Genomic DNA, 24435 nt, shown 5'->3' with positions numbered 1-24435 from the left:
ATGACTTTCACTGCTTATATTCTTGATGTTTTAACAGATTCTGTTTATCCAGCTAAAATAACTATTGAAAATGGGATTTTTAAAGAAATTATTCCAATAGCTGTTGAAAGTGAATTTAAAGCAGATATTGAAGGTTTAATTCTTCCAGGCTTCATTGATTCTCATATTCACATTGAAAGTACAATGCTTACACCAGCCCAATTTGCAAAAATTGCTGTTAGGCATGGTACTACTTCTGTTGTTTGTGACCCTCATGAAATAGCTAATGTTTGTGGAATTGAAGGCATTGAATTCATGATTAAAAATGCCCAAACAGTTCCTTTTAATTTTTATTTTACAGCACCATCTTGTGTTCCTGCTACTAATTTTGAAACTTCTGGAGCTGTTTTAGATAGTAGTGATATGGAATTTTTGCTTGAAAAAGATGAAATTGTTGCTTTAGGGGAAATGATGAATTTTCCAGGGGTAATTAATGGTGATGTTGAAGTTTTAAGAAAATTAGAACTAGCTAATGAATATAATAAACCAGTTGATGGTCATGCACCTATGCTTTCTGGTAAAGATTTAGATAAATATATAGAACAATATATTATCACAGATCATGAATGCAGTAGTTTTGGTGAAGCTATTGAAAAAAAACATAAAGGCATGAAAATAATGGTTCGTGATGGTTCTTCTGCTAAAAATATGGAGGCTCTTTTTGATTTCACTGAAAGAGTAAACTATTGGAGAAACCAAGACAGTTTTGGAATAATACCAACTGAAATTTTAGAGAGAAGAATTCACTCACCAATTTTTGATTTTATTGTAAGTGATGACAAACATCCTAATGATTTAACTAAAGGACATCTAAACAAATCAATTCAAAAAGCTTGTGAATTAGAAGTGGATATTATAAAAGCTATTGAAATGGTTACAATTAATCCTGCTTCTCATTATAATATAGATGCTGGAACTATTGTAAAGGGTGCTAAAGCAGATTTTATAGTAGTAGATAATTTAGTCGATTTAAATGTTTTAAAAACATATATTGGTGGACAATGTGTTTTTGATGGAGAAAATGTCTTATTTGATGTTGAAGAGATAGATTATAAAAACACTATCAATGTTTCTAAAAAAGAGGTTCGTGATTTTGAAGTATGTTTTGATGGTGAAGAATGCGAAGTTAATGTTATTCAATGTTTTAATGGTGAATTAATAACTCAAAACATTAAATCAACTTTAAAGTGTGAAAATAATATTATTCAACCAGACTTAAAAGAAGATATTTTAAAAATAGCTGTTGTTGATAGGTATACTGGGGATAATATTTCAAATGCATTTATTAAGGGTTTTCACCTTAAAAAAGGTGCTATTGCATCTTCTGTTTCCCATGATTCTCATAATCTGATTGTTGTAGGGACAAATGCTAATGATATGGCTAATGCTATTAACATATTAATTGAAAATAAGGGAGGATTTTCTGTTGCTTATGAGGATATGAATGATTATTTAACTCTTTCTGTTGCGGGTTTAATGAGTAATGAGGATGCATATAGTGTAGCTTCTAAATTAGATGAACTTGAAGAAATTGTTGATAGATTTGGATGTCGTCTTGATTCTCCATTCATGACATTATCATTCATGGCTCTTTTGGTAATTCCTTCTTTAAAACTTTCAGATAAAGGATTATTTGATGGAGATAATTTTGAATTTATTGATTTAATTATTAATTAAATCTTAAAACCTTCTCAATTAATGCTCTTTTTACTTCATCTATTATTAAAGGATATTTTCAATAGTTGATAGAGTGGATAATTCCGAATTTTTACATATATTAACAAAAGTTTTTTTGATATATAATTATATCTAAAGTTATGCTATATGTAATGTTAAGCTGATTTTTTAATAAAATATTTTTTAGCATGTCCTCAAAATATATATAGATAAAAAAATAAAATAATCATAATTCTTATCAATTTTTAAGGGGTTTAATAATGAACTATAATATGTATGATGAAATGATGGAACAACCCGATTCATTAAGAAAAACATTTGAAAGTGAGATGTCTAAATTAAATGATGTTTCAAAATTTGTTTCAAAGGTTGATAAAGTTTATTTAATTGGTTGTGGAAGTTCAATTTCAACATGTTATACAATTAGAGATGCAATAAGAATGTCTTCAACCAATATCAATATTGAAGTATTTACTGGCTATGAGTTTTTTTATAATAAAAAATTAACTAAGGGTGAAAACTCAATAGCTATTTTTGCATCACAATCAGGTGAAACTGCTGATACTCTTGCATCACTTAGAAAAGCAAATGATTATGAAATTAACACGGTTTCTATTTCAAATGAAAAAGATAGTTCAATGATTAAAGAAGTTAAAATTCCTATTGTAACTCAATGTGGGAGAGAAACAGCTATTTTGGGTACTAAAACTTATGTAACTCAACTAGCATGTCTTTATCAAATCTTCTTTAAGGTAGCTAATTATGAAAATGCAGATAAACTATTAAATCAATTACAAGAAATTCCAAATATTATTGAAAATCTATTAAAAACTACTGAAAATGATAATAAAAAATTAGCTAAAGAATTTAAAGACGAAGATATTTTTTATTGTATGGGAAGTGGTCCTAACTTTGGTTTATCATTTAAATTAGCTATGACTATGCTTATGGAAGGAGCTATTAAACATGCATGCCCTCTTTATTCTGCAGAATTCAGGCATGGTTTAATTGAACGTGCAGAAAAAGGAGTTCCAGTAATTATATTCCATTCCAATTTTGAATCTGATGAAATTACTGATAAAACTATTGATTTTTCTAACAATTTTGAATTAAAAGCAATAGTTTATAATTTGAAAGATTATGCTGATGTAGATAATTTATTATCTCCATTAATATTTGTGGTTCCACTTGAATGGTTTGTATATTATTTAGCTCATTTTAATGGTGAAGATCCTGGAGCTACAAGACATATTGGCAAAGTCAGATATTAAAAAAAAATATTTTGCATTTTTTTTATATATGCCAATAAAGACTTAAACAATAGTTTTTTCGAAACTTTTTATAAAAATAAAAAAGGTAAAAATAGAGTAAAAAAAAGTTTAGGATAAATAACTCTATTCTACATTCACTTTATGTTTTGGTATGATTAATTTTGGTATATTAATAATTACAGTTCCATTATTAAATTTAGCAGAAATTTCTTCAATATTAATACTACTTTCAAATCTTACAGTTTTTACACATTTTCCTTTTTTCAAGTTAGACACGATTTCTTTAGCACTATCATCTTCTGCAAATTCATTAATGTATGCATCAAAAGTTGCTTCAATGGTAATATCATTGTCCCCAGCTTCTATGTTAATATCTTCTTTTGGAATTCCTGGTACAGCTACTTTTAAGTAGTATACATCATCACTTTCAATTAAATCAACATCTAAGTTTTGGACAGTTGCTTGTTTATAGGAAGTATATTTTTCATCAGCTGCTTTTTGAACGGTTTTAATATTTTCTTTAATTTCATCAATACTTTTGTATAAATCATTCATTACATTATCTGCAAAATTTTTGCTTTTTTCTTTTGTTTCTTCGTATTTTTCTTTTCTTGTTTCTTTTGTTTCTTCGTATTTTTCTTTTGCATCTTCTACTTTGCTTTTTATTGTTTTATTATCAACCATATTAATTGCCTCCTTTTAGTTAATTTTGGTTACTAATATAATTATTATATGTTGTATATAAAATTAACCATTAATAATATTCATCTTCATCATCAATATTTCTTTCAATTTTACTAATACTGTCTATTTTTTTATTAATTTTTTCAATACCTTCTCCTTCAATGGCTGATATAAATATTGTGTTATCTACATTGTCTATGTATTGGTTAAGATATTCTTTATCTTCAACTAAATCCATTTTATTGAAAAGGTATACAATTGGTATTTCGCTAAAAATTTTTTCAATTTGTTTTAAAAGATTATATTGATTATCTAAACGAAATCCACAAGTTTCAGATCCATCAAAAATAAATAAAATTGCATCTGCTAAATGTTCTAAAGCTACTATTGCATTCATTTCAATATCGTTCATTTCTAAAACTGGTCTGTCAAGTAATCCTGGTGTATCAATAATTTGAATGCTTTTCCAATGTCTTTCGGTGTGACCTATTTGTATTCCTTTTGTTGTAAATGGGTAATTAGCTACTTGCGGATCTGCTCCTGTAATTTGGCGGAGAAGTGTTGATTTTCCTACATTGGGAAATCCTGCAATAACTATGGTAGTTGCATCAAAGTCAATTGTTGGCATATTTCTTAAATTGGCTTTTGCAAAATCGAGAAAATCGAGATCTTTTTTAATTTTATTTACAACTGAAGCAATTCTTCCATAAGCTTGTTTTTGAAGCATTGTAGCTTTTTCTGACGGATTTTTCCTAATTTTTCCACCATATTCTTTTTCAAGTTGTGTTAAAATTCCATATGCCCAGTTTAAAGCTCCAAGTGATTGCTTCATATCATCTACACCAACAGTAATATCAATATAATCTTGATAAAATGGATGTAGTTCTTCAATTTCTGGAACTGCATCTAATATTGATTTTAATTTATCTTTAATCACTTGACATGAAGTTATCACACGTCTTTCTTCAATTCTTTTACCTTTTAGATGCTTAGGTATTTTTTGATCTCTAAGTAAATCCGCTGCTTTTTTTCCTCTGCTAAACCCTTTGTTTAACAGTTCATCAGGTGTAGGGATTGTTGGTATCATCATTGCAATCACTATTTAAATATTTGTCCTTGAAATTTGTAGACATCACAGCTTTCATCCAACCAACTGTCAGCACTGATTCCAGCTTTCATACAGGTATGTTCTAAAAAGTCTTCAATTTCAAAAGCATTTTCAACTGCTACTTGTGGAAGTAATAAACCTCTTGATCTTCCTTTTTGAATTATCAATCCATCTTTGCCAATTTCTATTTCTTCAAAATATTGATTTGGATGAGCAATTATAATTAATTCTGGCTTTGTAAGAACTGTTACTTCAAATTCCAAATCATCATATTCATTTTCACCTACTTGATTAAATCTTGGATCATTTACTGCTGCAGCAATAGCTACATCAATTGTTGCTTGAATTGCTGTTTTGATAGGTTCTGGATAACCAATACATCCTCTCAACCGATTATTTTTATTAATTGTCACAAAAACTCCTAATTTTTCATGGAGTTCTGAAGGACAATCATCTGGGATTTCTAAAGTTTTTCCATTTGTTATATACTCATAAACTGCTTTTTTAGCTATTTCTAATAAGTATTTTCCACTACTCTCACTTATCATTAACCCATTCCTCCTACCATTGTATTTAAAATTCTTGTATGTGGTCCACCATCTCCTACTGGTGCTGTTTGCCCATCTTTTCCACAGTAACCCACACTAAGTTTAAAATCATTTCCTAATGCATCTACATTTTTTAAAGTTTCCAAAATATTTCCTGATAATGAAACATCCCTTAGTGGTGTTGTTAGTTCTCCATTTTCAATTTTAAATCCTTCAACTGCATTGAATTGGAAAATTCCTTTACCAGTATCTACTTGTCCACCTCTTGATCCTTTAAGGTAAATTCCATCTGAAACATCTTCTATAAGTTCATCAAAATTCATATCTCCAGGTTCTAAATAAGTATTGCTCATTCTTACAATTGGCTGGTCAGATATGGATGATCTTGCATTTCCAGAGGATTTCATACCTAATTTTGCTGCTGTTTCTCTGGAATTTAAAAGAGATACTAATTCTCCATCTTTAACTAATTGATTAGGTGTTGTTTTAATTCCTTCAGCATCATATGGATAATATCCAAAGCCATTTTTAAGTGTTGCATTATCATATATATTCACAATATCTGAGGCAATTTTGCTTCCGAGTTTATCTTTAAGTATGGAATCATTTTGTAAGATTAAGTCTCCTTCTGTTGCATGACCTAAAGCTTCATGTATTAAAACACCTGTTAGTTCAGGATCGGTAATAACTTGGAATCTTCCAGATGGTGCAGCTTTAGCATCTAACAATCTGACAGCTTTTTGACCAATTTTTCTTCCAAATTCTTCAATATCTGCATCAGCTATTATTTCAAATCCTTTAACTCCTCCAAGACTCCCATGTCCAAATTGAATGATTTCTCCATTTGTTGCAGAGGCATTTAATGCCATTCTAACTCTTGAGGTTTTAACTTGGATGTTACTTCCTTCACTATTTAAAAATATTTCTTCAACTTCAGAATTTCCATAGCTAACTGTAGTACTATTAATTTTATCAATATTGGCCGAATCACTCGCATATTTCATTATTTCTTTTTTTTCATCTATTGATATTTCATTAAATGGTATTTTAACATCAACAGCAATTTTATCTTTTATTATTTCTTCTTCACTTAACTTTTCATCTCCTTTAAGTGAATTAGAAATTTTAATTGCTGTTTTTGTTATTTCATTAAGTTTAGATAAGTCTGTTGTATGTGCAAATCCCCATGCACCATTATTTAAAACTCTTATTCGCACTGATAAACTCATTCCAGTATTAATTTCTTGAATGATTCCATCTTTCATTAATATAGAAGTTATATCACCATTTCCTGCTCTAATATCGATGTAATCTACTTGAGGGATTGTTTTGTCAATAACTTTGTTAAATAAGTCAATATATTCTTCCATTTTATCTCTCCTAAAAGAGTATTATATTGTTTATTTTAATTCACATGTTTAATAAAAGTTTTTTATATTGGTTGATTAAATATTCATAACATATGATATATTTTTTATAGTAGGTGATTTAATGGTCGTGATAGTAGGTACTGGTGCAGGTGGTGGAATTCTTGCTTATGAACTGGCTAAGGACAATGTTCCTGTTACTATTATTGAAAAAGGATCGTATATAAAATCAAAATATGCTTTTAATTATTATGATAAGTATAATGAGGGGATTGATTTATTAACAACAACTTGTGTCGGTGGTTCAACTATTGTTTCAATGGCTAATATGGTTCGTGCATTAGATGAAGAGTTATTGGAATTTGGGATTGATTTATCAGACGCTTATGAATATGTGGAAAAATTAATTAATGTTAAACCACTTAGTGATTCTCATATAGGCATGGGAACACAGCTATTTTTAGATGCAGGTAACAAATTAGGACTAAATACTTTAAAAATGCCTAAAGCTATTCGTGAGGAAAAATGTATTCAATGTGGAAAGTGTGCATTTGGTTGTCCTGTTGATGCCAAATGGTCTGGAAAGGATTTTGTTGATAAAGCTATTGAATATGGTGCAAATTTAATTACTGAAGCTGATATTGTTGATGTAATTGTTAAAAATAATTCGGTTAAAGGATTAATTTACATTAAAAATGGTAAAGAAGAATCAATCTTATCTGACACGATTGTGTTATCTGCAGGAGCTATTGGTTCTACTTTAATTTTGCGAAAAGTAGATATTGAAGCAGGTAATGAAATATTTTTTGATCCTTTTGTTAGTGTGGGAGGTTATCTTAAAGATATTAAATTTAATTCTGAAGTTCAAATGGGTGCTTTGGTTATTGGTAGAAATTTTGTATTATCTCCTCATTTTTCATCATCTATTAAGGGCAATATTGATGTTAATGGTGTAAGTGATAAAGATATTTTAAGTATTATGGTTAAAACCTCAGATGAATGTAGAGGTTATGTGGATAGGGAAGGAAATGTTGTTAAATATAATACAATTAATGATATTAGATACTTGTCAGAAGGAGTCGCTACTGCTGGCTTTATTCTAGAAAAAGCTGGTGTAGATGCAACAACCATTGCATCAACAGTTTATAGAGGTGCGCATCCTGGAGGAACAGCACCGATTGGAAAAGTTGTTGATAATAATTTAAAAACAAAAATTGATGGTTTGTATGTTTGTGATGCAAGTGTTCTTCCAATATCTCCTGGAAAACCACCAATTCTCACAATACTTGCTTTATCAAAGAGGTTAAGTGATTATTTAAAAAAATAAAAGGATTATTCGAATTGTTTTTCAATATCTTTTAATCCAATTAATTTTTCACAATAATGGCATCTTACAATTGGGGGCTGTTTTTTAATAACATTAAATATTGTAGTAATAGGTTCATTTTCATAATTAGTAATACATTTGGGATTTGTACATTTAAGAATCGATGTAATTTTTTTAGGTAAATCAATTTTATCTTTTTTAATTGGTTTAAAGTCTCTAATAATATTAATTGTAGCTTTAGGAGCAATTAACGCAATTTGATTAAGTTCATTATAATCCAATTCTCTGTTTTCAATTTTTAAAATATCTTTTCTACCAATTTCTTTAGATGATACATTCATTGCTATTGTAACATTGATAACTTCAGAATTTGGTAATCCTAGGATTTTAAGAATGTGTAAGGATTTGTTCGCAGTAATGTGGTCGATTACTGTTCCATTTTCAATTGCTTCGATTTTTAATTCAGATTTTTTGTTGCTTGTCAATTTAACCTATCCTTTATACATCTTTAAATCTAATATTTCGATCATGGTTTCGGTATCCATTATTATTTTTTCAGAACTCTTATTTTGAGTTTTAAGAGTAAAACTTTCAATAACTCTTGCTCCTCGTGTTTTAACTTTTTCTTCAAGTCTTTTAATGTTAGCTTCACCATGATTAGAATTCATTGTTGCAAATAGTATCACATCTTTTCCTCTTAAATCGCATCTATCAATTATTGTAAGAATAGCTGGTGTAGGATTACCTGCCCAGATTGGTGTTCCAAAGTAAATTATATCATATTCATTTAAATTTAGTTTTGCAGGAACAATATCTGTTTTTGTTTCTCTAAGTGCATTAATTGAGGATAATAATCTATTTTTAAATCCGTCACGGTTTTTTAAATCATTGATTCTAACCATGTCTACATTTAAATTAACTGCAAGGGTTTTTGCTACAAGATGTGTCTTTCCACTGTTTGAATAATATATTATTAATGTTTTCATATTATCGCCTTGTTAAGGGTGAAGACCAAAGTTTGTTAATCCAATATTTTCTTTTATACCAAGTATAATATTCATATTTTGGACTGCTTGACCTGATGCTCCTTTGACTAAGTTATCGATTGCAGATAATATTATAACTCTTCCGGTTTCATCAATTTCAAATCCACCAATATGAACAAAGTTTGATCCTCTAACAGAGCTTAAATGAGGAATTTCTCCATCATCCATTAACTTAATAAAGTATTCCCTACTATATTCCTTTTCATATAATTTTTTCAACTCTTCTGGAGTAATGTCTATATTTTCATCATTTAAAAAGCTATGGCTTGTAGTTTGTATTCCTCTATTAACTGGTACTAAGTGAGGTGTAAATGATACTTTAACATCATCAAAACCGTGTAATTCTTGTTGAATTTCAGATGTGTGCCTATGAGCTGAAATTTTATATGGATTAACATTATCAGCAATATTAGGATAATGTGTAGTTGACGATGGGTTAACTCCAGCTCCACTAACTCCAGTTTTTGAGTCAATCACAATTCTATCTACTAAATCATTTTTTACTAGGGGATATGAAGATAAAATTGCTCCAGTTGGGAAACATCCTGGATTAGCAACTAAATTAGCTTTTTCAATTTCTTTTCTATAAATTTCAGGAAGACCAAATACAGATTCTAAATTATCGCTGTGTTTAATTCCATACCATTTTTCATAAACTGCTCTATCATGATATCTGTAATCTCCACTCAAATCAACAACTTTTGCTCCAGTCTCTAATATATCTGGAACTATTTTCATTGATGTTCCATGAGGTGTTGCTGTAAATACAACATCAGCATCCAAGTCACTAACAGATTTATTTTTAAAAATTAAATTTGAATCTCTTATGTGAGGATGGATTTTATGAACTGCAATACCATCATATTGTCTTGAAGTAATATCTGTTATTTCAACCTTTTCATGATTTAATAAGATCCTTAAAAGTTCTCCTCCTGTATATCCACTTGCTCCAACAATAGCTACTTTAAACATTTTAATCACAATTATCCATTATTTTATCAGTAAAATCAGTTTTTTGAATTTTTTTAATAATCTTACAACTACTATCTAACTCACAATTCCTATATTTCTCAATACGAACAACTTTAGCATTTAAATTTTTGTTATTGAGCATATTTTGTAGTTTATTAATATCATGATTTTGATCGGCTCCAACAGTAATAATGTCTGGTTTGATTTTTTCTACAATCTCTAAAAAATTTCCATTTTCATTACCTAAATAAGCTTCATCAACAGGTTTTAACATTTTAATTACCTCTAAACGTTGTTTTTCTCCAATAATAGGAACTCTTTTTCGCTTTTCAACGGTTAAATCACGTGCTACAACAACATAAAGTTTAGCATTTTTTCCTCCTAGCTTTTTTGATTCTTCAAGGTATACTCCATGTCCTGGATGTAAAATGTCAAAGGTTCCAGTGGCCATTACTTTCATTTTTTCACTCTTTTTTGATATTTTATTGCTTCAGCAAAATCAATTTTGTTTTTATAAAGTGCAGAACCAATTACAACACCTTCAACACCAGTTTTATTTAATTCTTTAACATCATTAATAGTTGTTATTCCACCTGAATAAACAATTGGTAAATCTACAGAATTTTTAAGTTTAATTACAGGATCAGTATAAAAACCGCCAAGGAGACCCTCAACATCAACATTTGTAAAAAGAATACTGCCTGCACCATGTTGTTTAAATTCTTTTGAAAGTTCTATTGGTGTTTTATCAATTTTTTCTTGCCAACCTTTTATAACTACTTTATTATCTTTACTATCAAGTGAAATCATTATTCTTTCTGAGCCGTATTCATCTGATAGTTCTTCGATGATTTTATGATTTTGAATTCCCATTGTTCCTATGATTATTCGGTTGATATTTAAATTTAAAAGCTTTTTAGCATATTCAATACTTCTGATTCCACCACCTAATTGGACAGGGATGGTAATCTCATTCAGTATTTTTTTAATCACTCTTAAATTAGTTTTACCTTCAATTGTCCCATCTAAATCAATAATATGGATAGTTTCAGCTCCTAGTTCTTCCCAATGTCTAGCTACATTTTCAGGATTATCTATTTCAATCATTTCGCTTCCAGGTTTACCTTGAACAAGCTGAACACATTTCCCATTTTTTATATCAACAGCTGGCATGATTAACATCTCATTTTTTTTAAATGACATTTCTACCCCGTAATAATTATTATAATATAATCTATGATTTATTTTTATAAATTATTTTTGTTTTTCATGTGAATAGCAGTATTTTTATTATTTTTTGTGATTATTAATTCAATAGAAAAAACATATCATAATATTGTGATATAAAAATATTTATATATGATAATGTTTTATATTATTAATTAGAAAAAATTTAATGTGATGAAAATGACAGATAAAAAAAATCTTGAAAATATTGGTGATGATGTTTGTGAAGCATTAATTCCACATGCAGACGCTATTAAACGCGCAAAAACTCATATGATTGGTGAAGAAACCTATTCTGATTTATCTGAGTTTTTTAAAATATTTGGTAATCCTACTAGATTAAAAATTATTTCTTTGCTTTGTTTTGAAGATTTATGTGTTTGTGATATCTGTGAAACATTAGATTTAAACCAAACTACAGTATCTAATCAATTAAGAATTTTACGTGCAAACAATATTGTAAAATATGAAAAAGAAGGTAAAATGGCTAGATATTCACTAACCGACCTTCATATTGAAATGATATACAAAATTGGTTTGGAACATATCTTAGAAAAGACCAAATAGGTGTTAAAAATGAAAAAAAATAAATGTTATTCTCCTGATTGTGATGATGAAAGTTGTTTCGATCCAGAACATTACAATTATATCTGTTATGATCCAGACTGTGATGAAGTTCATTGTATAAATCAAGAACATTATGATAAACAATTATTACGTGATTTTCAAGAAAATACTGATTTAAGTGTTTATGATCACAGCGAAGAAATAGATTATGATGAAGATGTTGATATAAGTATTTGTGGTTGTCCTGATTGTGCAGATGACCATGATCATGAGCATAGTCATAGTCATGGACGTGAGCATGAGGGTCATGATTCTGATTTTGGTGATGGGCATAGTCATGAGCATAGTCATAGTCATGGACGTGAGCATGAGGGTCATGATTCTGATTTTGGTGATGGGCATAGTCATGAGCATAGTCATAGTCATGGACGTGAGCATGAGGGTCATGATTCTGATTGTGGTTGTGATGATGATCATGATGATGTTGATATAAGTATTTGTGGTTGTCCTGATTGTGCAGATGAAGATGATGAACATGAGGAAAAAGAATTATTAGCTGAAGATAAACCTTTAATTTATAATAGGCCTATTCAAATTATTGTAAGCAGTGCAATTTTGTTTGTTGTAGGTCATATTTTTGAGTTTTTATCATTCGGCTCAACTGTTGTAAATGGTATTTATATGATTGGAGCAGTTATTGCAGGTTATGAAATAGCTATTATGGCATATAATTCATTAGTTAAAAGACACACAGTCGGACCAGCTTTACTTATGTGTATTGCATGTGTAGCTTCATTTTTAATTGGACATCCTGAAGAAGGAGCTGCTGTCACATTATTATATTATATTGCTGAATTTTTAGAAGATTATTCAGAACACAGAGCTAAACGTTCAATTAAATCATTGGTTGAAATTGCTCCTGATACTGCTGTTGTTAAAGTGGGGGATTCTCAAAAAGTTCTTCCAGTTGATGAGGTCAATATTGGAGATATTGTAATTGTAAAGCCAGGAGATAAAATCCCATTAGATGGACTTGTTAGTGTAGGTACTTCTTCAGTTAATCAAGCTTCAATTACTGGTGAAAGTTTACCTGTATTAAAAGAAGTTGATGATGAAGTATTTTCAGGTACTGTTAATGAAGATGGTTATTTAGAAATTGTTGTTAATAAAGTAGCTAAAGATTCTGTAATTTCAAAAATTGTAACTTTAGTTAAAAGATCTCAACTTAATAGGTCTGAAACAGAAACATTAGTTGATAGAATTGCAAAATACTATACCCCTATGATGATTGTAATATCTGCGTGTGTTGCGATTTTGCCTCCACTTTTATTTAATCAAGATTGGTATCATTGGATTTATAGTGCACTTTCAATCATGGTAATTTCTTGTCCATGTGCATTTTTAATATCAACTCCAATTGGTATGGTTTCAGCTATTACTGCTGCTACAAGAAAAGGAGTTATTATTAAAGGAAGTTCATATGTTGAAGAAATGCGTAATATTGATGCAGTTATCTTTGATAAAACAGGTACTTTAACTGAGGGTAAACTTGAGTTAATTGATGTTGAGGTACTTGATGATGACTATTCAAAAGAAGACATTGTTAAAATTGCAGCATCTCTTGAAAACCAATCAAGTCATCCAATTGCACAAGCCATTGTTGATCATGCTAATTTAAATGACATAGTATTTGATGAAATTTCCGACTTTAAAAATGTTCCAGGAAAAGGAATCATCGGTAATTTGGATGGTGAAGAGTTCTATGCAGCTAATGAATCAATAATTGAAGATTCCAAGTTTGAAATTTCGCATGATGAGATTAATAAATATTCCGAAGAAGGTAAAACATTAATATTTGTAGGTAATTCACTTGAAGTTATTGGTATGATTAGTGTAAGTGATAAAATACGAGACGATGCACCTACAGTTATTGAAGATCTTAAAAATCAAGGTGTTAAAACTATCATGTTAACAGGAGACAATAAATTGGCAGCTTCTAAAGTAGCTAATGAAATTGGAATGGACTATGTTTATTCAAATTTACTTCCTGAAGATAAATTAAATATTCTAGATGTTATCCGTAATAAGTTTGGTAACGTAGCTATGGTTGGAGATGGAATAAATGATGCCCCAGCTCTTGCAAGGTCAAACATTGGTATTGCAATGGGAGCAGCAGGTTCTGATGTAGCTATTGAAACAGCAGACATTGCTTTAATGCAAGACGATATTTCAAAACTTCCTTACTTATTTAGCTTAAGTAGAAAAACCATGGGAATTATTAAACAAAACATTACAGTATCCATTGCTATAAAAGCATTATTTGTAGTATTAGCTATTCTTGGTTTAATTACTTTAATGATGTCTGTGGGTATTGGAGATTTAGGTTTAACATTACTTGTTATCTTAAACTCATTTAGAATTGGAATGGTTAAAGATCCGTTATTTTAACCATTAACTTTTTTTTTATTTTTTCCATATCAAAAGATTAATTAAGATAAATTAATCAAAATAAGTATTAATGAAACGAATAGCTTTAAAAATTGGATATGTAGGAACTAATTTTCATGGTTTTCAAAGACAACCAGATTTAAGAACAGTTGAAGAAGAGCTAATTTATCATTTACGTAAATTGAATTATATCGATGATTTAAAAAAATCTAGATTTAGAATTGCAGGCAGAACTGATGCTGGAGTTCATAGTTTAGGCAATGTGATTAGTTTTCAATCAGAAAAAGAAGTAAGGATTAATGAAATTAATAATAGCTTGCCTGATGATATTCAAATTTTAGCTAAAGCCCCAGTTAGATTTGCTTTTAAACCAAGATATGCTCAAATGAGACAATATCGTTACATGCTTTTTAGAAATGATTTAGATATTGATAAGTTACGAGAGACTGCAGAAATTTTTAAAGGAACTCATAATTTTACTAATTTCACAAAACGTTTTCAAAAAACAACTACAAGAACAATCGAGGATATTATAATCAATCAAGTTCAACTAAATGATTATCACAAAAAAGAATTTCCTAACTTACACGATACATTATCCCCAATTTTTATAGATATTTATGGAGAATCCTTTTTATGGAACATGGTTAGAAAGATGATGCGAGTTTTTGTTGATGTGTCTAGTGAAAAAATGAGTCTTGATGATGTTGAAAAATTATTAAATCCTTGTGAAGGAGATCCTAGAGCAAGCATTAAAGTTTTAGAATCTGATTATTTAATTTTAATGGATATCATGTATGATGGTATTAAATTTGAATATGATAGTTATGCCTGTGAGCGTTTTAGAAGATATTTAGTTGATTCACTTGATAATTTACAAAAGAAATATGCAATAACAGAATCAATGATAACAAGCTTAAAAGAATTATACTAATATTATATAATGATAAGTATTGTGGTATATAATGATAAGTATTGTGGTGGAAAATCGCATATTTGAATTTCCAAAAATTATAAATATTTTCCATTATAAAATAAATCCTATGGGTTGATCTTGTGTAAATAAAATATTTAACATGTGTATTTTTCATAATTTTAATTGTTTAACACTTACAGTTAGTGCAATATCAACTGGAAGTATAACTTTGATTTTTACACTTCTGAAAAATTTTAATCAATCTAATGATGCATTATTTAGGTAGATAAGATGAAAAAGTGCAATCGCTGTGGTGAAGTAAATAAAGATTAAAATAATTTTTGTCAAAATTTTGGTGATATAATGCATAATAGTGATGATTTATATATTAACATGGTTAAAATGCATATTGCCTTCATTGGGGAGATAAATTTAGCTATAATTTAAATATTAACATTTGATGATAGTATGGTAAATAAAATAAAGTGTCCTTTTTGCAATGAATTAAATGAAATCGATTACAAATTTTGTCTTAATTGTGGTAAAGAACTTCCAATTGGTGATGATAAGTTTAATTTAGATATTGGTGATAATGTTTCTAATTCTGAAGATGAACAAACTACTGAAGAGCAAGAATTTATTAACTGCCCAGCATGCAACACCTTAAATTATCAAGGAAGTATTGAGTGTAAGGAGTGTGGATATTTATTAAATAAGGATATTAAAAAGTCATTTCGCACTTCAAATGAAAAGAAATATAAGAAATGCCCTAAATGTGGTAACATATTATTCCCAAATGATAATCTTTGTGAGATATGTGGATATGAGTTTCTAGTAATTGGTTGCGATTCTCTTGATGATTTTTTGGAGAAACATCCTCAATATAAAGAATATACAAAAAATATTGATTTTTTTAAAGATATAAACAAATTCAATGATTATGATACATTTTTATTTCAATTTAACGAGATGTGTGTTGAAAATAATATTAATCTAACTTGGTTTGATGTCGGAATGATAAAATGCCCCCAATGTTTAAAATTTTTTAGTTTTATCTCTCCTTATTTTATTATAAATCATGCCTGCCCACATTGTGGTAATGAATTTGATTTTGATTCAACTGAAGAAGTATATTGCTTTAATTGTGGAAGACCAGTTAAAGAAGGCCAAACAAAATGTGAATGTGGATATGAATTTGTAGATATAAAATGTCCGCATTGTAAAACATATAATCTCTACACAAATAATTATTGTACTTCATGTGAAAGTACACTCAGGAGTTATAATGTAATATTTCCACATAAATCTCCTCAGGGATGCATACGTGATGATAATAATGGGTTACTTTTAGATATGGAGTTTCTTAAAAAAGAATTATTAAAAGATCCATATCAAATAAATGATAAAGTTTATACGAAAGTACTACAAAATGGATATTTAAAACTAGATAAAATAATTAATGAAATATGTTCTCGATGGTGGATTGTCTCTCCAAATTATTGTAAATCTTGTCAAAGTAAAATAGAGCCATTGGAAGACAATTGTCCGAAATGTAATATTACTCATCATAGCGATCATTATGATAATAGAGTTAAAGAACTAAAAACTATTAAAAATAATTACACTGAAACTAAAAGAGGTATTAATGAATTAAGTAATCTAAAATGGACTTATAAACTTAGTGACACAGATATAAAAGATTATTTAAATTCTTTAGCACCTGTAATTGGGGAATCTCAATTAGAATACAGACAAAGGCTTTTTAAGGAATATGGTGAAAATAATGTTATTTCATATCTTATAAAAAATGTATGGAATATATATTTTAAAAATAGATGTATAAACTGTGGTGGTGAATTTGAACAATATAACTTATATTGCCCATCTTGTGGTATGAAAAAAAGTGTACCGTATTTAAGTGTATTATTTAATAAGGGTAATGTTAAGGTAGAAATGTTTTTGGGACAATATGATGATTTTTCTTATAATGTAAAAAAAATTTGCCAAGATAATGGTGGGGATATAACATATGCTTCTAATGGAATTGTAAGTTGTCCAAAATGTTCTAATTATTTTCATTATTTAACTTCTGATTTTATAAATACTCAAAAATGCCCAAATTGTGGTGTGTATTTTAATTTTAATGCTACTATATATGAAGATGAATGGGATTATTTGGGAATATCATATGAAGAATATAAGGAACAGTTTTTCTAATGTTAAAATATAAATTTTTATACAAAAATTCACTGGAAGAGGGCGAACAATCATAAACAAGGATTTATAAAGCCAAATATTCCATTAAATCTCCTAATGGGAATTAAACACGATAGTGAACTTAAAACCAAAAGAAAACACAAAATATGCCTACGAATATTACTCTAATGTTAATATACTCATCTGAAAAATCAAAGATCAACTACCAAAACTACTAATAGACAACCAAGACCAAATACAACAAGTAATCCAAGAAAATAATAGAATTAGACTCTAAAGAACTAGTAGCAACAAAAATACCAGTACCAACAAAGGAAAAAAGAGACAAAAGGGGGTACTGGAATAAAAAATGCAAAAACAAGCAAAGCGAGGGATTCTAAAAAATTAAAAATACTTAACTTGATAGCAATGGAAAAAATCTAAAAGACTTTTATACTCAGAAAACCTAACTATGCTTGGAGAATGTTTATTTTGACTTATATAAATATATATTATCTATTTTACCATAAATAACTTTTTAAAGACTTTTTTTAAAAAAACACCATGTAATTTTTCTAATATAAATAAAATAAAAATAAATATATCATAAAACACCAAAAAGAAGAGTTTAAAACAGAAAAAAACAAACTCGATATGAAATTTCAACTGTAAATAAAGGATTTCAATAAAGTCAATTTATAGTTAACTATTAAACATGTGTTTAAAACATGTAATATGAACATTTTCCACAAATTTAATTAGATATCAAATTCAAAATTATTATTATAAATGTTATTGAATTGAGGGTATAAACTATTGATATATTATGTGATATTATGAAAATAGCTACTGTTTTAGGAACAAGACCTGAAATTATTAAAATGGCTCCTATTATTGATGAAATTGAAAAAAGAGGCATTAATCAAATTCTTATTCACACCGGCCAACATTATGATAAAGAAATGTCAGATAATTTCTTTAAAGATTTGGAGATTCCGTTTCCGGATTATAATATTCATGTAGGTTCTGGAACTCATGGAAAACAAACGGGTCTTATGATGGAAGGTATTGAGGAAGTTTTACTTAAAGAAAAACCCGATATTGTTTTGGTTCAAGGGGATACTAATGCAGTTTTAGCAGGAGCACTTGTTGCTTCTAAATTACATATTGTTGTTGGTCATGTTGAAGCGGGTCTTCGATCATTTGACATGACAATGCCAGAAGAGATTAACCGTCGAGCTGCCGATATTTGTTCTTCAATGTATTTTATCCCCACTGAAAAATCAGCTATTAACTTACTTGCTGAAGGATTTTCTCACAAAAACTTATTTATCACTGGAAACACTGTTGTTGATGCTTGTTTTAGACATTTGGAAATTGCTAAAAAAAGGGGAATTCAGGAAGAATCTCTTAAAAATTTAAACATTGATGATATGAGTAATATTTTAACTTTAACAATGCATAGGGCAGAAAATGTTGACGATAAATCGAGAGTTACTAATATTATTGAAGCTTTAAATGAATTAACAAATACGAATATTATTTTTCCTATTCATCCAAGAACTAAAAAGACTTTAGAGAATTTTGACTTATTTGATGAATTAAATAGCTTAGAACATGTTCACATTGTAAAACCATTAGGATACTTGGATTTTTTAGTTTTAACATCTAAATCCAGTTTGATTTTAACTGATTCAGGAGGTCTTCAAGAGGAAGCTATTACATTGAATGTGCCTTCTTTAACTTTAAGATACAATACTGAAAGGCCAGAAACAGTAACTGCTGGTGGAAACATATTGGTAGGCTCTAATAAGGATTTAATTTTAAAAAATGCTAATAAAATATTAGATGATGAAGACTTTTCAAATAAAATGAAAAATGCTTTAAATCCTTATGGTGATGGGCAATCCGCAGTTAAATGTGTTGATGCAATTGAAAAACATTATAATGATGGTTTGCTAAATATTGAAGCTCCCAAAAATATCATGACTTCATTTGAAAGAAAAATTGTTAAAATCAATGAAAATATAACAGTTAAAGACTTTGAGGAAAAGAATAATGCTTTAATTCATATGATTTTTGATGAGGATGAAATTAAGTTTCCATATGATGATTTAAACTTAAATGGGATGGTGCTTACTTATGATGTCTAATGAAGATTCGATTTTAATTTTTGAGTATTTTACAGCTTCAGGTGAAAAAGATAAATGCATTATTTCAGAAGCAGAAGCATTAATTTTTAATCTTTTAGACGATTTAAAAGACTACAACTTAACATTGGTTATTGATAAATCATATGAGGATTTAATTGGTGAATATGAAAATGTCAATCCAATTTTAATTGAAGAAAATTTAATAGATTGGCTTGAAAATAATGCTACAAAATACAAGAAGGCTATTTTCATTGCTGCGGAAAATGATAATAATTTGTATAATATCTCTAAAATATTGGAAGATAACAATGTAGAAACTTATAATTCTTCTGCTGAAGCTTGTTCAATTTCATCTAATAAATTTAAAACATATGAATCTTTATTTAATATTGTTCCACAACCCAGATCATTTAAAATAAAAATAGATCCAAAAGGTTATTGGAAAAGAGCTATTGATAATTTATATAAAAAATGGAAATCAGAAGATCCATTATCTTCATTTAAAATCATATTAAAACCTTTAAATGGTGTTGATTGTGAGGATATTGTGATTTTAGAAGACATTGACGATTTAAGTTATGATTTGGAAAAAATATTTCCTCCAGGTTCTAGAATTCTTGTTCAAGATTATATTGAAGGGATTGATGTAAGTGTTAGTCTGCTTTGTGATGGTAGGAATGCCATTCCAATCTGTTTAAATGAACAATTTGTTGAACTTAAAAATGATAGGGGAACTTATTTGGGAGGAAGATCACCTTTTACGAGTAAACATAAAGATGAAGCTTTTGAAATGGCCATTAAGGCATGTGAAAGTGTTGAAGGTTTAAAAGGTTTTGTTGGTGTTGATTTAAAAATAAATACTGATAATGAACATATTTATGATGTTTACTTTTTAGAGCTGAATTCTAGATTTACAACCCCTTATGTCGGATTAAAACAAATAGTTAATTTTAATATAGGAAAAAGCATAATCGAAATGATTGATGGTAAAATAGATATTGGAGATATTGATGTATCTTTAGACGGAGTTGTTGAGTTTAAAAAGCTTAAAAATTCGTTAAATATTAGGAGGCTTTAATTTGAAGATAGCCGGTTTTGATATTGGTGGAGCGAATACTGATTTAGCTGTAATTGATTTTAAGGGAGATGAAATAAAAAACATTGAGGTTAATTTTGCCTATCTTCCAATGTGGAGTAATAATAATGATTTATCACAAGTATTAATCAATTTAATCGAAAAGATTTGTCCAATATCTGAAATTGATGCTGTAGGAATATCTATGACTGCTGAGCTTGTAGATGCATATGATACCAAAAAAGATGGGGTGTTGGATGTTGTTATGAAGTGTGAAGAAACATTTAATTGTCCAATAGCTTATGTGTGTATTGATGGGATGTTATCAAAAGAAGAAATTGAAAAGGCTCCTCTTAAAGCAGCAGCTGCTAATTGGATAGCTACTGCTCAAATAGCTACTTTAATTTCTGATAATTGCATTTTCATTGATACTGGCAGTACTACAACTGATATAATCCCTATTAAAAATGGTCATGAATGTGCTATTGGTAAATCCGATTTTGAAAGGTCTGCAACTGGTGAACTTGTTTATACTGGTACTTTAAGAACTAATCTTACAAGCTTTTTAGATAAAGTAGAACTTAATGGAAAGGAATTTAGAGTTTCATCAGAGCTATTTGCACAAACAGCAGATATTTACACAGTTTTAGGTTTAATCGATGAAGATGATTATGTGTGTGATACTTTTGACGGAGAGGGTAAATCTAAACTTGATTGTGCTAAAAGAATAGCTAGAATACTTTGTGCTGATTTAGAAATGTTAAATGAATCAGATATTATAAAAATAGCTAAATTTGCACATAAAAAACAAGTACAACAAATTGCTGATGGCTTAAAACAAGTCTGTGATGCTCAAAATTTAGATTTAATTATTACAACAGGTCTTGGGAAGGATATTTTGGATAAGAAAGCTGCTGAGTCATTAGGATTGAAAGTTAAATCTATGGGTGATATATTAACAGATGAAGAGTGTGTTGTAGCTCCAGCTATTGGAACAGCTGTAATGATGAATAAATATGTTTAATACCACACATCTTTCATTCCAAGTAAATATGCAATTGTATTAGCTAATAAATGAATAATTAATGTTAGTACGATTGATATAATTATAAAAATGCTATTAAATCCTGTAATTGGACTTACAAATATTAATGCGACAATTATAAAATCAATTTGGTCTAAAATTGGAGCAGGTTCCCCTCTTTTGATTCCAATTCTTCTTTTAATGAAGCTTCCGAGGGCATCCCCTACTAATGCACCAAAACCAAGTAAAAAACCAATAATTATTCCGTTTCCAATATTGACAATTATTGGTGTTATAATATATTGGGAGTAATTTTGAAGTATCTCAGGTGCAAAATATCCTTGTACAAGTCCTGTAAGGGTACCAATGAGTGTTCCTGCAATTAATCCTTTCCAAGTAACTCCGTTTCCAATCCAACGAACGCCATTTTTATCATACTTACCAAAATCTACTGGTGCACCTCTTCCAAATAATAATCCACTAGCGTTAGAAAAGTATGCTGGAAGTATGAAGTATAGGGTTGTTATACATGCAGATATTAGATTAACAGTCAAACTCATTTATTATTTTCCTCACTATTTTACTATTAATTAATATGTTTTGATACTTATCTTTTAAATAATTAATTAAGTTTAAATATTAAATTATGATAATATAATTATATTATGTGATGTTTGTACTAATGATTGTTATTGTTAGTAAGGTGATTTTTTGAAAATTAAGGATACAAAAAGTTTATGCCCTGAGTGTGGTAGGCCTCTTGATGCAGAAGTTTATGATGAAGATGGTAAGGTTTACATCAAAAAAACTTGTAAAGATCATGGGGAATTTATAAACACTTATTGGAGCGATGATGAGATATATGAAAGGATTAATAAGTATGAACCTTCAATAACCTCAGTTGAAAATCCTAATGTGGAGTTTAAAGGTCAATGTCCTAGTGCATGTGGATTATGCGAAAATCATGAAACTTCAACTGTTTTAGGTTTAATTGATGTGACAAATAGGTGTAATCTCAGATGTCCAGTTTGTTTTGCGAATGCTGCAGCTTCTGGACGCTTATATGAACCGACCCAAGACGAAATTAGACAGATGCTTAAGAATTTCAGGAATTTAAAACCTAATCCATGCCTAGCTATTCAGTATGCTGGAGGTGAACCGACTGTTAGAAAGGATATTGTGGATCTTATTAAAATGGCTAAAGAGGAAGGTTTTACACATGTTCAAATAGCTACTAATGGTTTAAAATTAGCTTTTAAAGAAAATTTTGCAAAAGACTTAAAAGAAGCAGGACTAAATACTGTTTATTTATCTTTTGATGGTATTACTCCAGAACCTTATATTAGTAGTAGAAACAGAGATTTACTTCCTCATAAACTTCAAGCTATTAAAAATTGTAGAAAAGCAGGTTTAGGGGTTGTTTTAGTTCCTACTTTAATTAAAGGAGTTAATGATGATCAAGTTGGAGATATAATTAAATTTGCTTTTGATAATAATGATATTATTTATGGAGTTAACTTCCAACCTGTTTCGTTTGCTGGAAGAACACCTTCAAATCAAGTAGAAGAGCAAAGAATCACTATTCCAGATTTCATTAAAATCATTGAAGAACAAACTGATGGGGAAGTTGCTACAACAGATTTTTATCCTCCATCATCAGTTGAGCCTATTGCAAACTTCATAGGAGCGCTTGATGGTAAAAAACCACCGGTTACTTTAAATTGCCATCAACATTGTGGTATAGCTACTTATGTATTTAGGGAAAAAACTGAAGGATCAGGTAAGGATAAGTTAATTCCAATTACTAGATTTGTAGATGTAGATGATTTATTCGAAAAATTACAAGAATATTCTGATAGGCTTTTAAAAGGTGGTTTTGGGATTAAACAAAGAGTTTTAGCTAGTGCTACAACACATCTTCCAACTATGATTCACAATAGTAGGGCTCCTAATAATTTAGATATAAGAAAAATTTTGTTAAATGTATTTACTAAAAGGTCTTATGATGCTTTAGGGGATTTTTCTAAAGATGCAATGCTTATTTCTTGCATGCACTTTATGGATGCATTTAATTTTGATGAAGATAGAGTTAAAAAATGTGTTATTCACTATGCAACACCTGATGGAAGAATAATACCATTTTGTACTATGAACTCTATGTATCGTGAAGGTGTTGAAAAAAGATTCTCAACACCATTAAAACAAAAAAACAAAGTATAAAATCACTTTTTTAATGTTTATGATATGTTATATATTATAAACCAACTGTTTATTTTAATTAAATTTTTATAAGGTATTTTTATGAATCTTATTAAAGGAAAAACATGGATATTTGGTGAAAATATTGACACTGATGTAATTATCCCTGGGAGATATTTAAGAACATTTAATCCACAAGATTTAGCGGATCATGTTCTTGAAGGTGAACGTCCTGATTTTACTGCAAATGTTAAAAAAGGAGATATTATTGTTGCTGATGAAAATTTTGGATGTGGTTCTTCAAGAGAACAAGCTCCGGTAGCTATTAAAACAGCAGGTGTTGAAGCTATTATAGCTAAATCATTTGCAAGGATTTTTTACAGAAATGCAATTAATATTGGATTGCCAGTTATTGTTTCAGATATTGAAGCTAAAGATGGAGATATTATAAAAATCGATTTATCTAAAGGGGTTATATTAAATGAAACAACAGGAAATTCAAAAGATTTTGAACCATTTAAAGAATTCCTTTTAGAAATTTTAGAAGATGATGGATTAGTGAATCATTATTTAAATAAAAAGGATTAATCA

22 protein-coding genes are annotated in these 24435 nt (G+C 28.9%); 12 read left to right on the top strand and 10 right to left on the bottom strand.

The genetic code is table 11. The annotated features are described in order from the left end of the window. A complete protein-coding gene (gene ade, locus MBORA_RS02580; protein ID WP_042691368.1) occupies positions 1 to 1716 on the top strand; it encodes an adenine deaminase in 1716 nt (571 codons plus the stop codon). A gap of 260 nt (positions 1717 to 1976) precedes the next feature. After that, positions 1977 to 2987, top strand: coding sequence for an SIS domain-containing protein (locus MBORA_RS02575; protein ID WP_042691364.1), 1011 nt, complete (start codon positions 1977 to 1979; stop codon positions 2985 to 2987). 123 nt (positions 2988 to 3110) lie between these two features. Here the strand turns inward: MBORA_RS02575 and MBORA_RS02570 are convergent, their stop codons facing one another. The 4 genes from MBORA_RS02570 to MBORA_RS02555 form a co-directional block, all read right to left on the bottom strand. Then, positions 3111 to 3671 carry an Hsp20/alpha crystallin family protein gene (locus tag MBORA_RS02570; protein WP_042691362.1) on the bottom strand — a complete coding sequence of 187 codons (561 nt, stop codon included), beginning with the start codon at positions 3669 to 3671 and terminating at the stop codon, positions 3111 to 3113. Positions 3672 to 3741: 70 nt separating this feature from the next. Further along, a complete protein-coding gene (locus MBORA_RS02565; RefSeq protein WP_063720191.1) occupies positions 3742 to 4761 on the bottom strand; it encodes an NOG1 family protein in 1020 nt (339 codons plus the stop codon). Positions 4762 to 4769: 8 nt separating this feature from the next. Then, positions 4770 to 5327, bottom strand: coding sequence for a TIGR00296 family protein (locus tag MBORA_RS02560; RefSeq protein ID WP_042691360.1), 558 nt, complete (start codon positions 5325 to 5327; stop codon positions 4770 to 4772). Next, on the bottom strand, positions 5327 to 6697 hold the full coding sequence (locus MBORA_RS02555; RefSeq protein ID WP_042691357.1) for a TldD/PmbA family protein: 1371 nt from the start codon (positions 6695 to 6697) through the stop codon (positions 5327 to 5329). Before MBORA_RS02555 ends, MBORA_RS02560 begins: the two co-directional genes overlap by 1 nt. A 121-nt stretch (positions 6698 to 6818) precedes the next feature. On the opposite strand from MBORA_RS02555, the gene MBORA_RS02550 reads away from it, so the two are divergent. Next, positions 6819 to 8021: a GMC family oxidoreductase N-terminal domain-containing protein gene (locus MBORA_RS02550; protein WP_042691354.1), complete on the top strand. Its 1203-nt coding sequence runs from the start codon at positions 6819 to 6821 to the stop codon at positions 8019 to 8021. Positions 8022 to 8026: 5 nt separating this feature from the next. Here the strand turns inward: MBORA_RS02550 and pyrI are convergent, their stop codons facing one another. The 5 genes from pyrI to hisA are packed head-to-tail and all read right to left on the bottom strand — an operon-like array spanning position 8027 to position 11242. Next, entirely contained in the window at positions 8027 to 8506 is a 480-nt protein-coding gene (pyrI, locus tag MBORA_RS02545; protein ID WP_063720190.1) for an aspartate carbamoyltransferase regulatory subunit, read from the bottom strand. Positions 8507 to 8512: 6 nt separating this feature from the next. After that, on the bottom strand, positions 8513 to 9007 hold the full coding sequence (locus tag MBORA_RS02540; RefSeq protein WP_042691352.1) for a flavodoxin family protein: 495 nt from the start codon (positions 9005 to 9007) through the stop codon (positions 8513 to 8515). Positions 9008 to 9019: 12 nt separating this feature from the next. After that, the gene (gene argC, locus MBORA_RS02535) at positions 9020 to 10039 is read right to left on the bottom strand and encodes an N-acetyl-gamma-glutamyl-phosphate reductase (RefSeq protein ID WP_042691348.1); all 1020 of its coding nucleotides are present in this window, start codon (positions 10037 to 10039) and stop codon (positions 9020 to 9022) included. Between the two features lies 1 nt (position 10040). Continuing rightward, positions 10041 to 10499, bottom strand: coding sequence for an FAD synthase (locus MBORA_RS02530; protein ID WP_231475705.1), 459 nt, complete (start codon positions 10497 to 10499; stop codon positions 10041 to 10043). Beyond that, entirely contained in the window at positions 10496 to 11242 is a 747-nt protein-coding gene (gene hisA, locus MBORA_RS02525; protein WP_042691346.1) for a 1-(5-phosphoribosyl)-5-[(5-phosphoribosylamino)methylideneamino]imidazole-4-carboxamide isomerase, read from the bottom strand. The genes MBORA_RS02530 and hisA overlap by 4 nt, the downstream gene beginning before the upstream one ends. A gap of 204 nt (positions 11243 to 11446) precedes the next feature. Here hisA and MBORA_RS02520 point away from each other — a divergent pair, with 204 nt between their 5' ends. The 7 genes from MBORA_RS02520 (at position 11447) to MBORA_RS02490 (ending at position 21645) form a co-directional block, all read left to right on the top strand. After that, positions 11447 to 11833 carry an ArsR/SmtB family transcription factor gene (locus tag MBORA_RS02520; protein ID WP_042691344.1) on the top strand — a complete coding sequence of 129 codons (387 nt, stop codon included), beginning with the start codon at positions 11447 to 11449 and terminating at the stop codon, positions 11831 to 11833. Between the two features lie 9 nt (positions 11834 to 11842). Continuing rightward, complete coding sequence (locus MBORA_RS02515; protein WP_063720189.1) at positions 11843 to 14281, top strand: heavy metal translocating P-type ATPase; 2439 nt, start codon at positions 11843 to 11845, stop codon at positions 14279 to 14281. 70 nt (positions 14282 to 14351) lie between these two features. Further along, entirely contained in the window at positions 14352 to 15215 is an 864-nt protein-coding gene (gene truA, locus MBORA_RS02510; protein WP_042691339.1) for a tRNA pseudouridine(38-40) synthase TruA, read from the top strand. Between the two features lie 450 nt (positions 15216 to 15665). Then, entirely contained in the window at positions 15666 to 17414 is a 1749-nt protein-coding gene (locus tag MBORA_RS02505; RefSeq protein ID WP_063720188.1) for a double zinc ribbon domain-containing protein, read from the top strand. 815 nt (positions 17415 to 18229) lie between these two features. After that, positions 18230 to 19546, top strand: coding sequence for a non-hydrolyzing UDP-N-acetylglucosamine 2-epimerase (gene wecB / locus MBORA_RS02500; protein WP_042691333.1), 1317 nt, complete (start codon positions 18230 to 18232; stop codon positions 19544 to 19546). Then, the gene (locus MBORA_RS02495) at positions 19536 to 20624 is read left to right on the top strand and encodes an ATP-grasp domain-containing protein (protein ID WP_231475702.1); all 1089 of its coding nucleotides are present in this window, start codon (positions 19536 to 19538) and stop codon (positions 20622 to 20624) included. Before wecB ends, MBORA_RS02495 begins: the two co-directional genes overlap by 11 nt. Before the next feature lies 1 nt (position 20625). Further along, on the top strand, positions 20626 to 21645 hold the full coding sequence (locus tag MBORA_RS02490) for a hydantoinase/oxoprolinase family protein (protein WP_063720187.1): 1020 nt from the start codon (positions 20626 to 20628) through the stop codon (positions 21643 to 21645). Here the strand turns inward: MBORA_RS02490 and MBORA_RS02485 are convergent. After that, a complete protein-coding gene (locus tag MBORA_RS02485) occupies positions 21642 to 22205 on the bottom strand; it encodes a CDP-2,3-bis-(O-geranylgeranyl)-sn-glycerol synthase (protein ID WP_042691328.1) in 564 nt (187 codons plus the stop codon). The genes MBORA_RS02490 and MBORA_RS02485 overlap by 4 nt on opposite strands. Before the next feature lie 151 nt (positions 22206 to 22356). On the opposite strand from MBORA_RS02485, the gene tes reads away from it, so the two are divergent. Both tes and hacB read left to right on the top strand, forming a co-directional pair. Continuing rightward, a complete protein-coding gene (tes, locus tag MBORA_RS02480) occupies positions 22357 to 23865 on the top strand; it encodes a tetraether lipid synthase Tes (RefSeq protein WP_063720186.1) in 1509 nt (502 codons plus the stop codon). Positions 23866 to 23946: 81 nt separating this feature from the next. Beyond that, on the top strand, positions 23947 to 24432 hold the full coding sequence (gene hacB / locus MBORA_RS02475; protein ID WP_063720185.1) for a homoaconitase small subunit: 486 nt from the start codon (positions 23947 to 23949) through the stop codon (positions 24430 to 24432). Positions 24433 to 24435: the final 3 nt, after the last annotated feature.

The organism is Methanobrevibacter oralis (assembly GCF_001639275.1).
Lineage (GTDB): Archaea > Methanobacteriota > Methanobacteria > Methanobacteriales > Methanobacteriaceae > Methanocatella > Methanocatella oralis.
This window is presented reverse-complemented; position numbering and strand designations above follow the sequence as displayed.

Excerpts from the sequence above, each read along its gene's own strand:
- MBORA_RS02540 (WP_042691352.1), bottom strand. The coding sequence starts at position 9,007 with ATGAAAACATTAATAATATATTATTCAAACAGTGGAAAGACACATCTT.
- hisA (WP_042691346.1), bottom strand. The coding sequence starts at position 11,242 with ATGTCATTTAAAAAAAATGAGATGTTAATCATGCCAGCTGTTGATATA.
- truA (WP_042691339.1), top strand. The coding sequence starts at position 14,352 with ATGAAACGAATAGCTTTAAAAATTGGATATGTAGGAACTAATTTTCAT.
- wecB (WP_042691333.1), top strand. The coding sequence starts at position 18,230 with ATGAAAATAGCTACTGTTTTAGGAACAAGACCTGAAATTATTAAAATG.
- hacB (WP_063720185.1), top strand. The coding sequence starts at position 23,947 with ATGAATCTTATTAAAGGAAAAACATGGATATTTGGTGAAAATATTGAC.
- MBORA_RS02550 (WP_042691354.1), top strand. The coding sequence starts at position 6,819 with ATGGTCGTGATAGTAGGTACTGGTGCAGGTGGTGGAATTCTTGCTTAT.
- MBORA_RS02505 (WP_063720188.1), top strand. The coding sequence starts at position 15,666 with ATGGTAAATAAAATAAAGTGTCCTTTTTGCAATGAATTAAATGAAATC.
- MBORA_RS02565 (WP_063720191.1), bottom strand. The coding sequence starts at position 4,761 with ATGATGATACCAACAATCCCTACACCTGATGAACTGTTAAACAAAGGG.
- argC (WP_042691348.1), bottom strand. The coding sequence starts at position 10,039 with ATGTTTAAAGTAGCTATTGTTGGAGCAAGTGGATATACAGGAGGAGAA.
- MBORA_RS02515 (WP_063720189.1), top strand. The coding sequence starts at position 11,843 with ATGAAAAAAAATAAATGTTATTCTCCTGATTGTGATGATGAAAGTTGT.
- MBORA_RS02575 (WP_042691364.1), top strand. The coding sequence starts at position 1,977 with ATGAACTATAATATGTATGATGAAATGATGGAACAACCCGATTCATTA.
- MBORA_RS02485 (WP_042691328.1), bottom strand. The coding sequence starts at position 22,205 with ATGAGTTTGACTGTTAATCTAATATCTGCATGTATAACAACCCTATAC.
- ade (WP_042691368.1), top strand. The coding sequence starts at position 1 with ATGACTTTCACTGCTTATATTCTTGATGTTTTAACAGATTCTGTTTAT.
- MBORA_RS02495 (WP_231475702.1), top strand. The coding sequence starts at position 19,536 with ATGATGTCTAATGAAGATTCGATTTTAATTTTTGAGTATTTTACAGCT.
- MBORA_RS02530 (WP_231475705.1), bottom strand. The coding sequence starts at position 10,499 with ATGAAAGTAATGGCCACTGGAACCTTTGACATTTTACATCCAGGACAT.
- MBORA_RS02560 (WP_042691360.1), bottom strand. The coding sequence starts at position 5,327 with ATGATAAGTGAGAGTAGTGGAAAATACTTATTAGAAATAGCTAAAAAA.
- MBORA_RS02555 (WP_042691357.1), bottom strand. The coding sequence starts at position 6,697 with ATGGAAGAATATATTGACTTATTTAACAAAGTTATTGACAAAACAATC.
- MBORA_RS02520 (WP_042691344.1), top strand. The coding sequence starts at position 11,447 with ATGACAGATAAAAAAAATCTTGAAAATATTGGTGATGATGTTTGTGAA.
- MBORA_RS02570 (WP_042691362.1), bottom strand. The coding sequence starts at position 3,671 with ATGGTTGATAATAAAACAATAAAAAGCAAAGTAGAAGATGCAAAAGAA.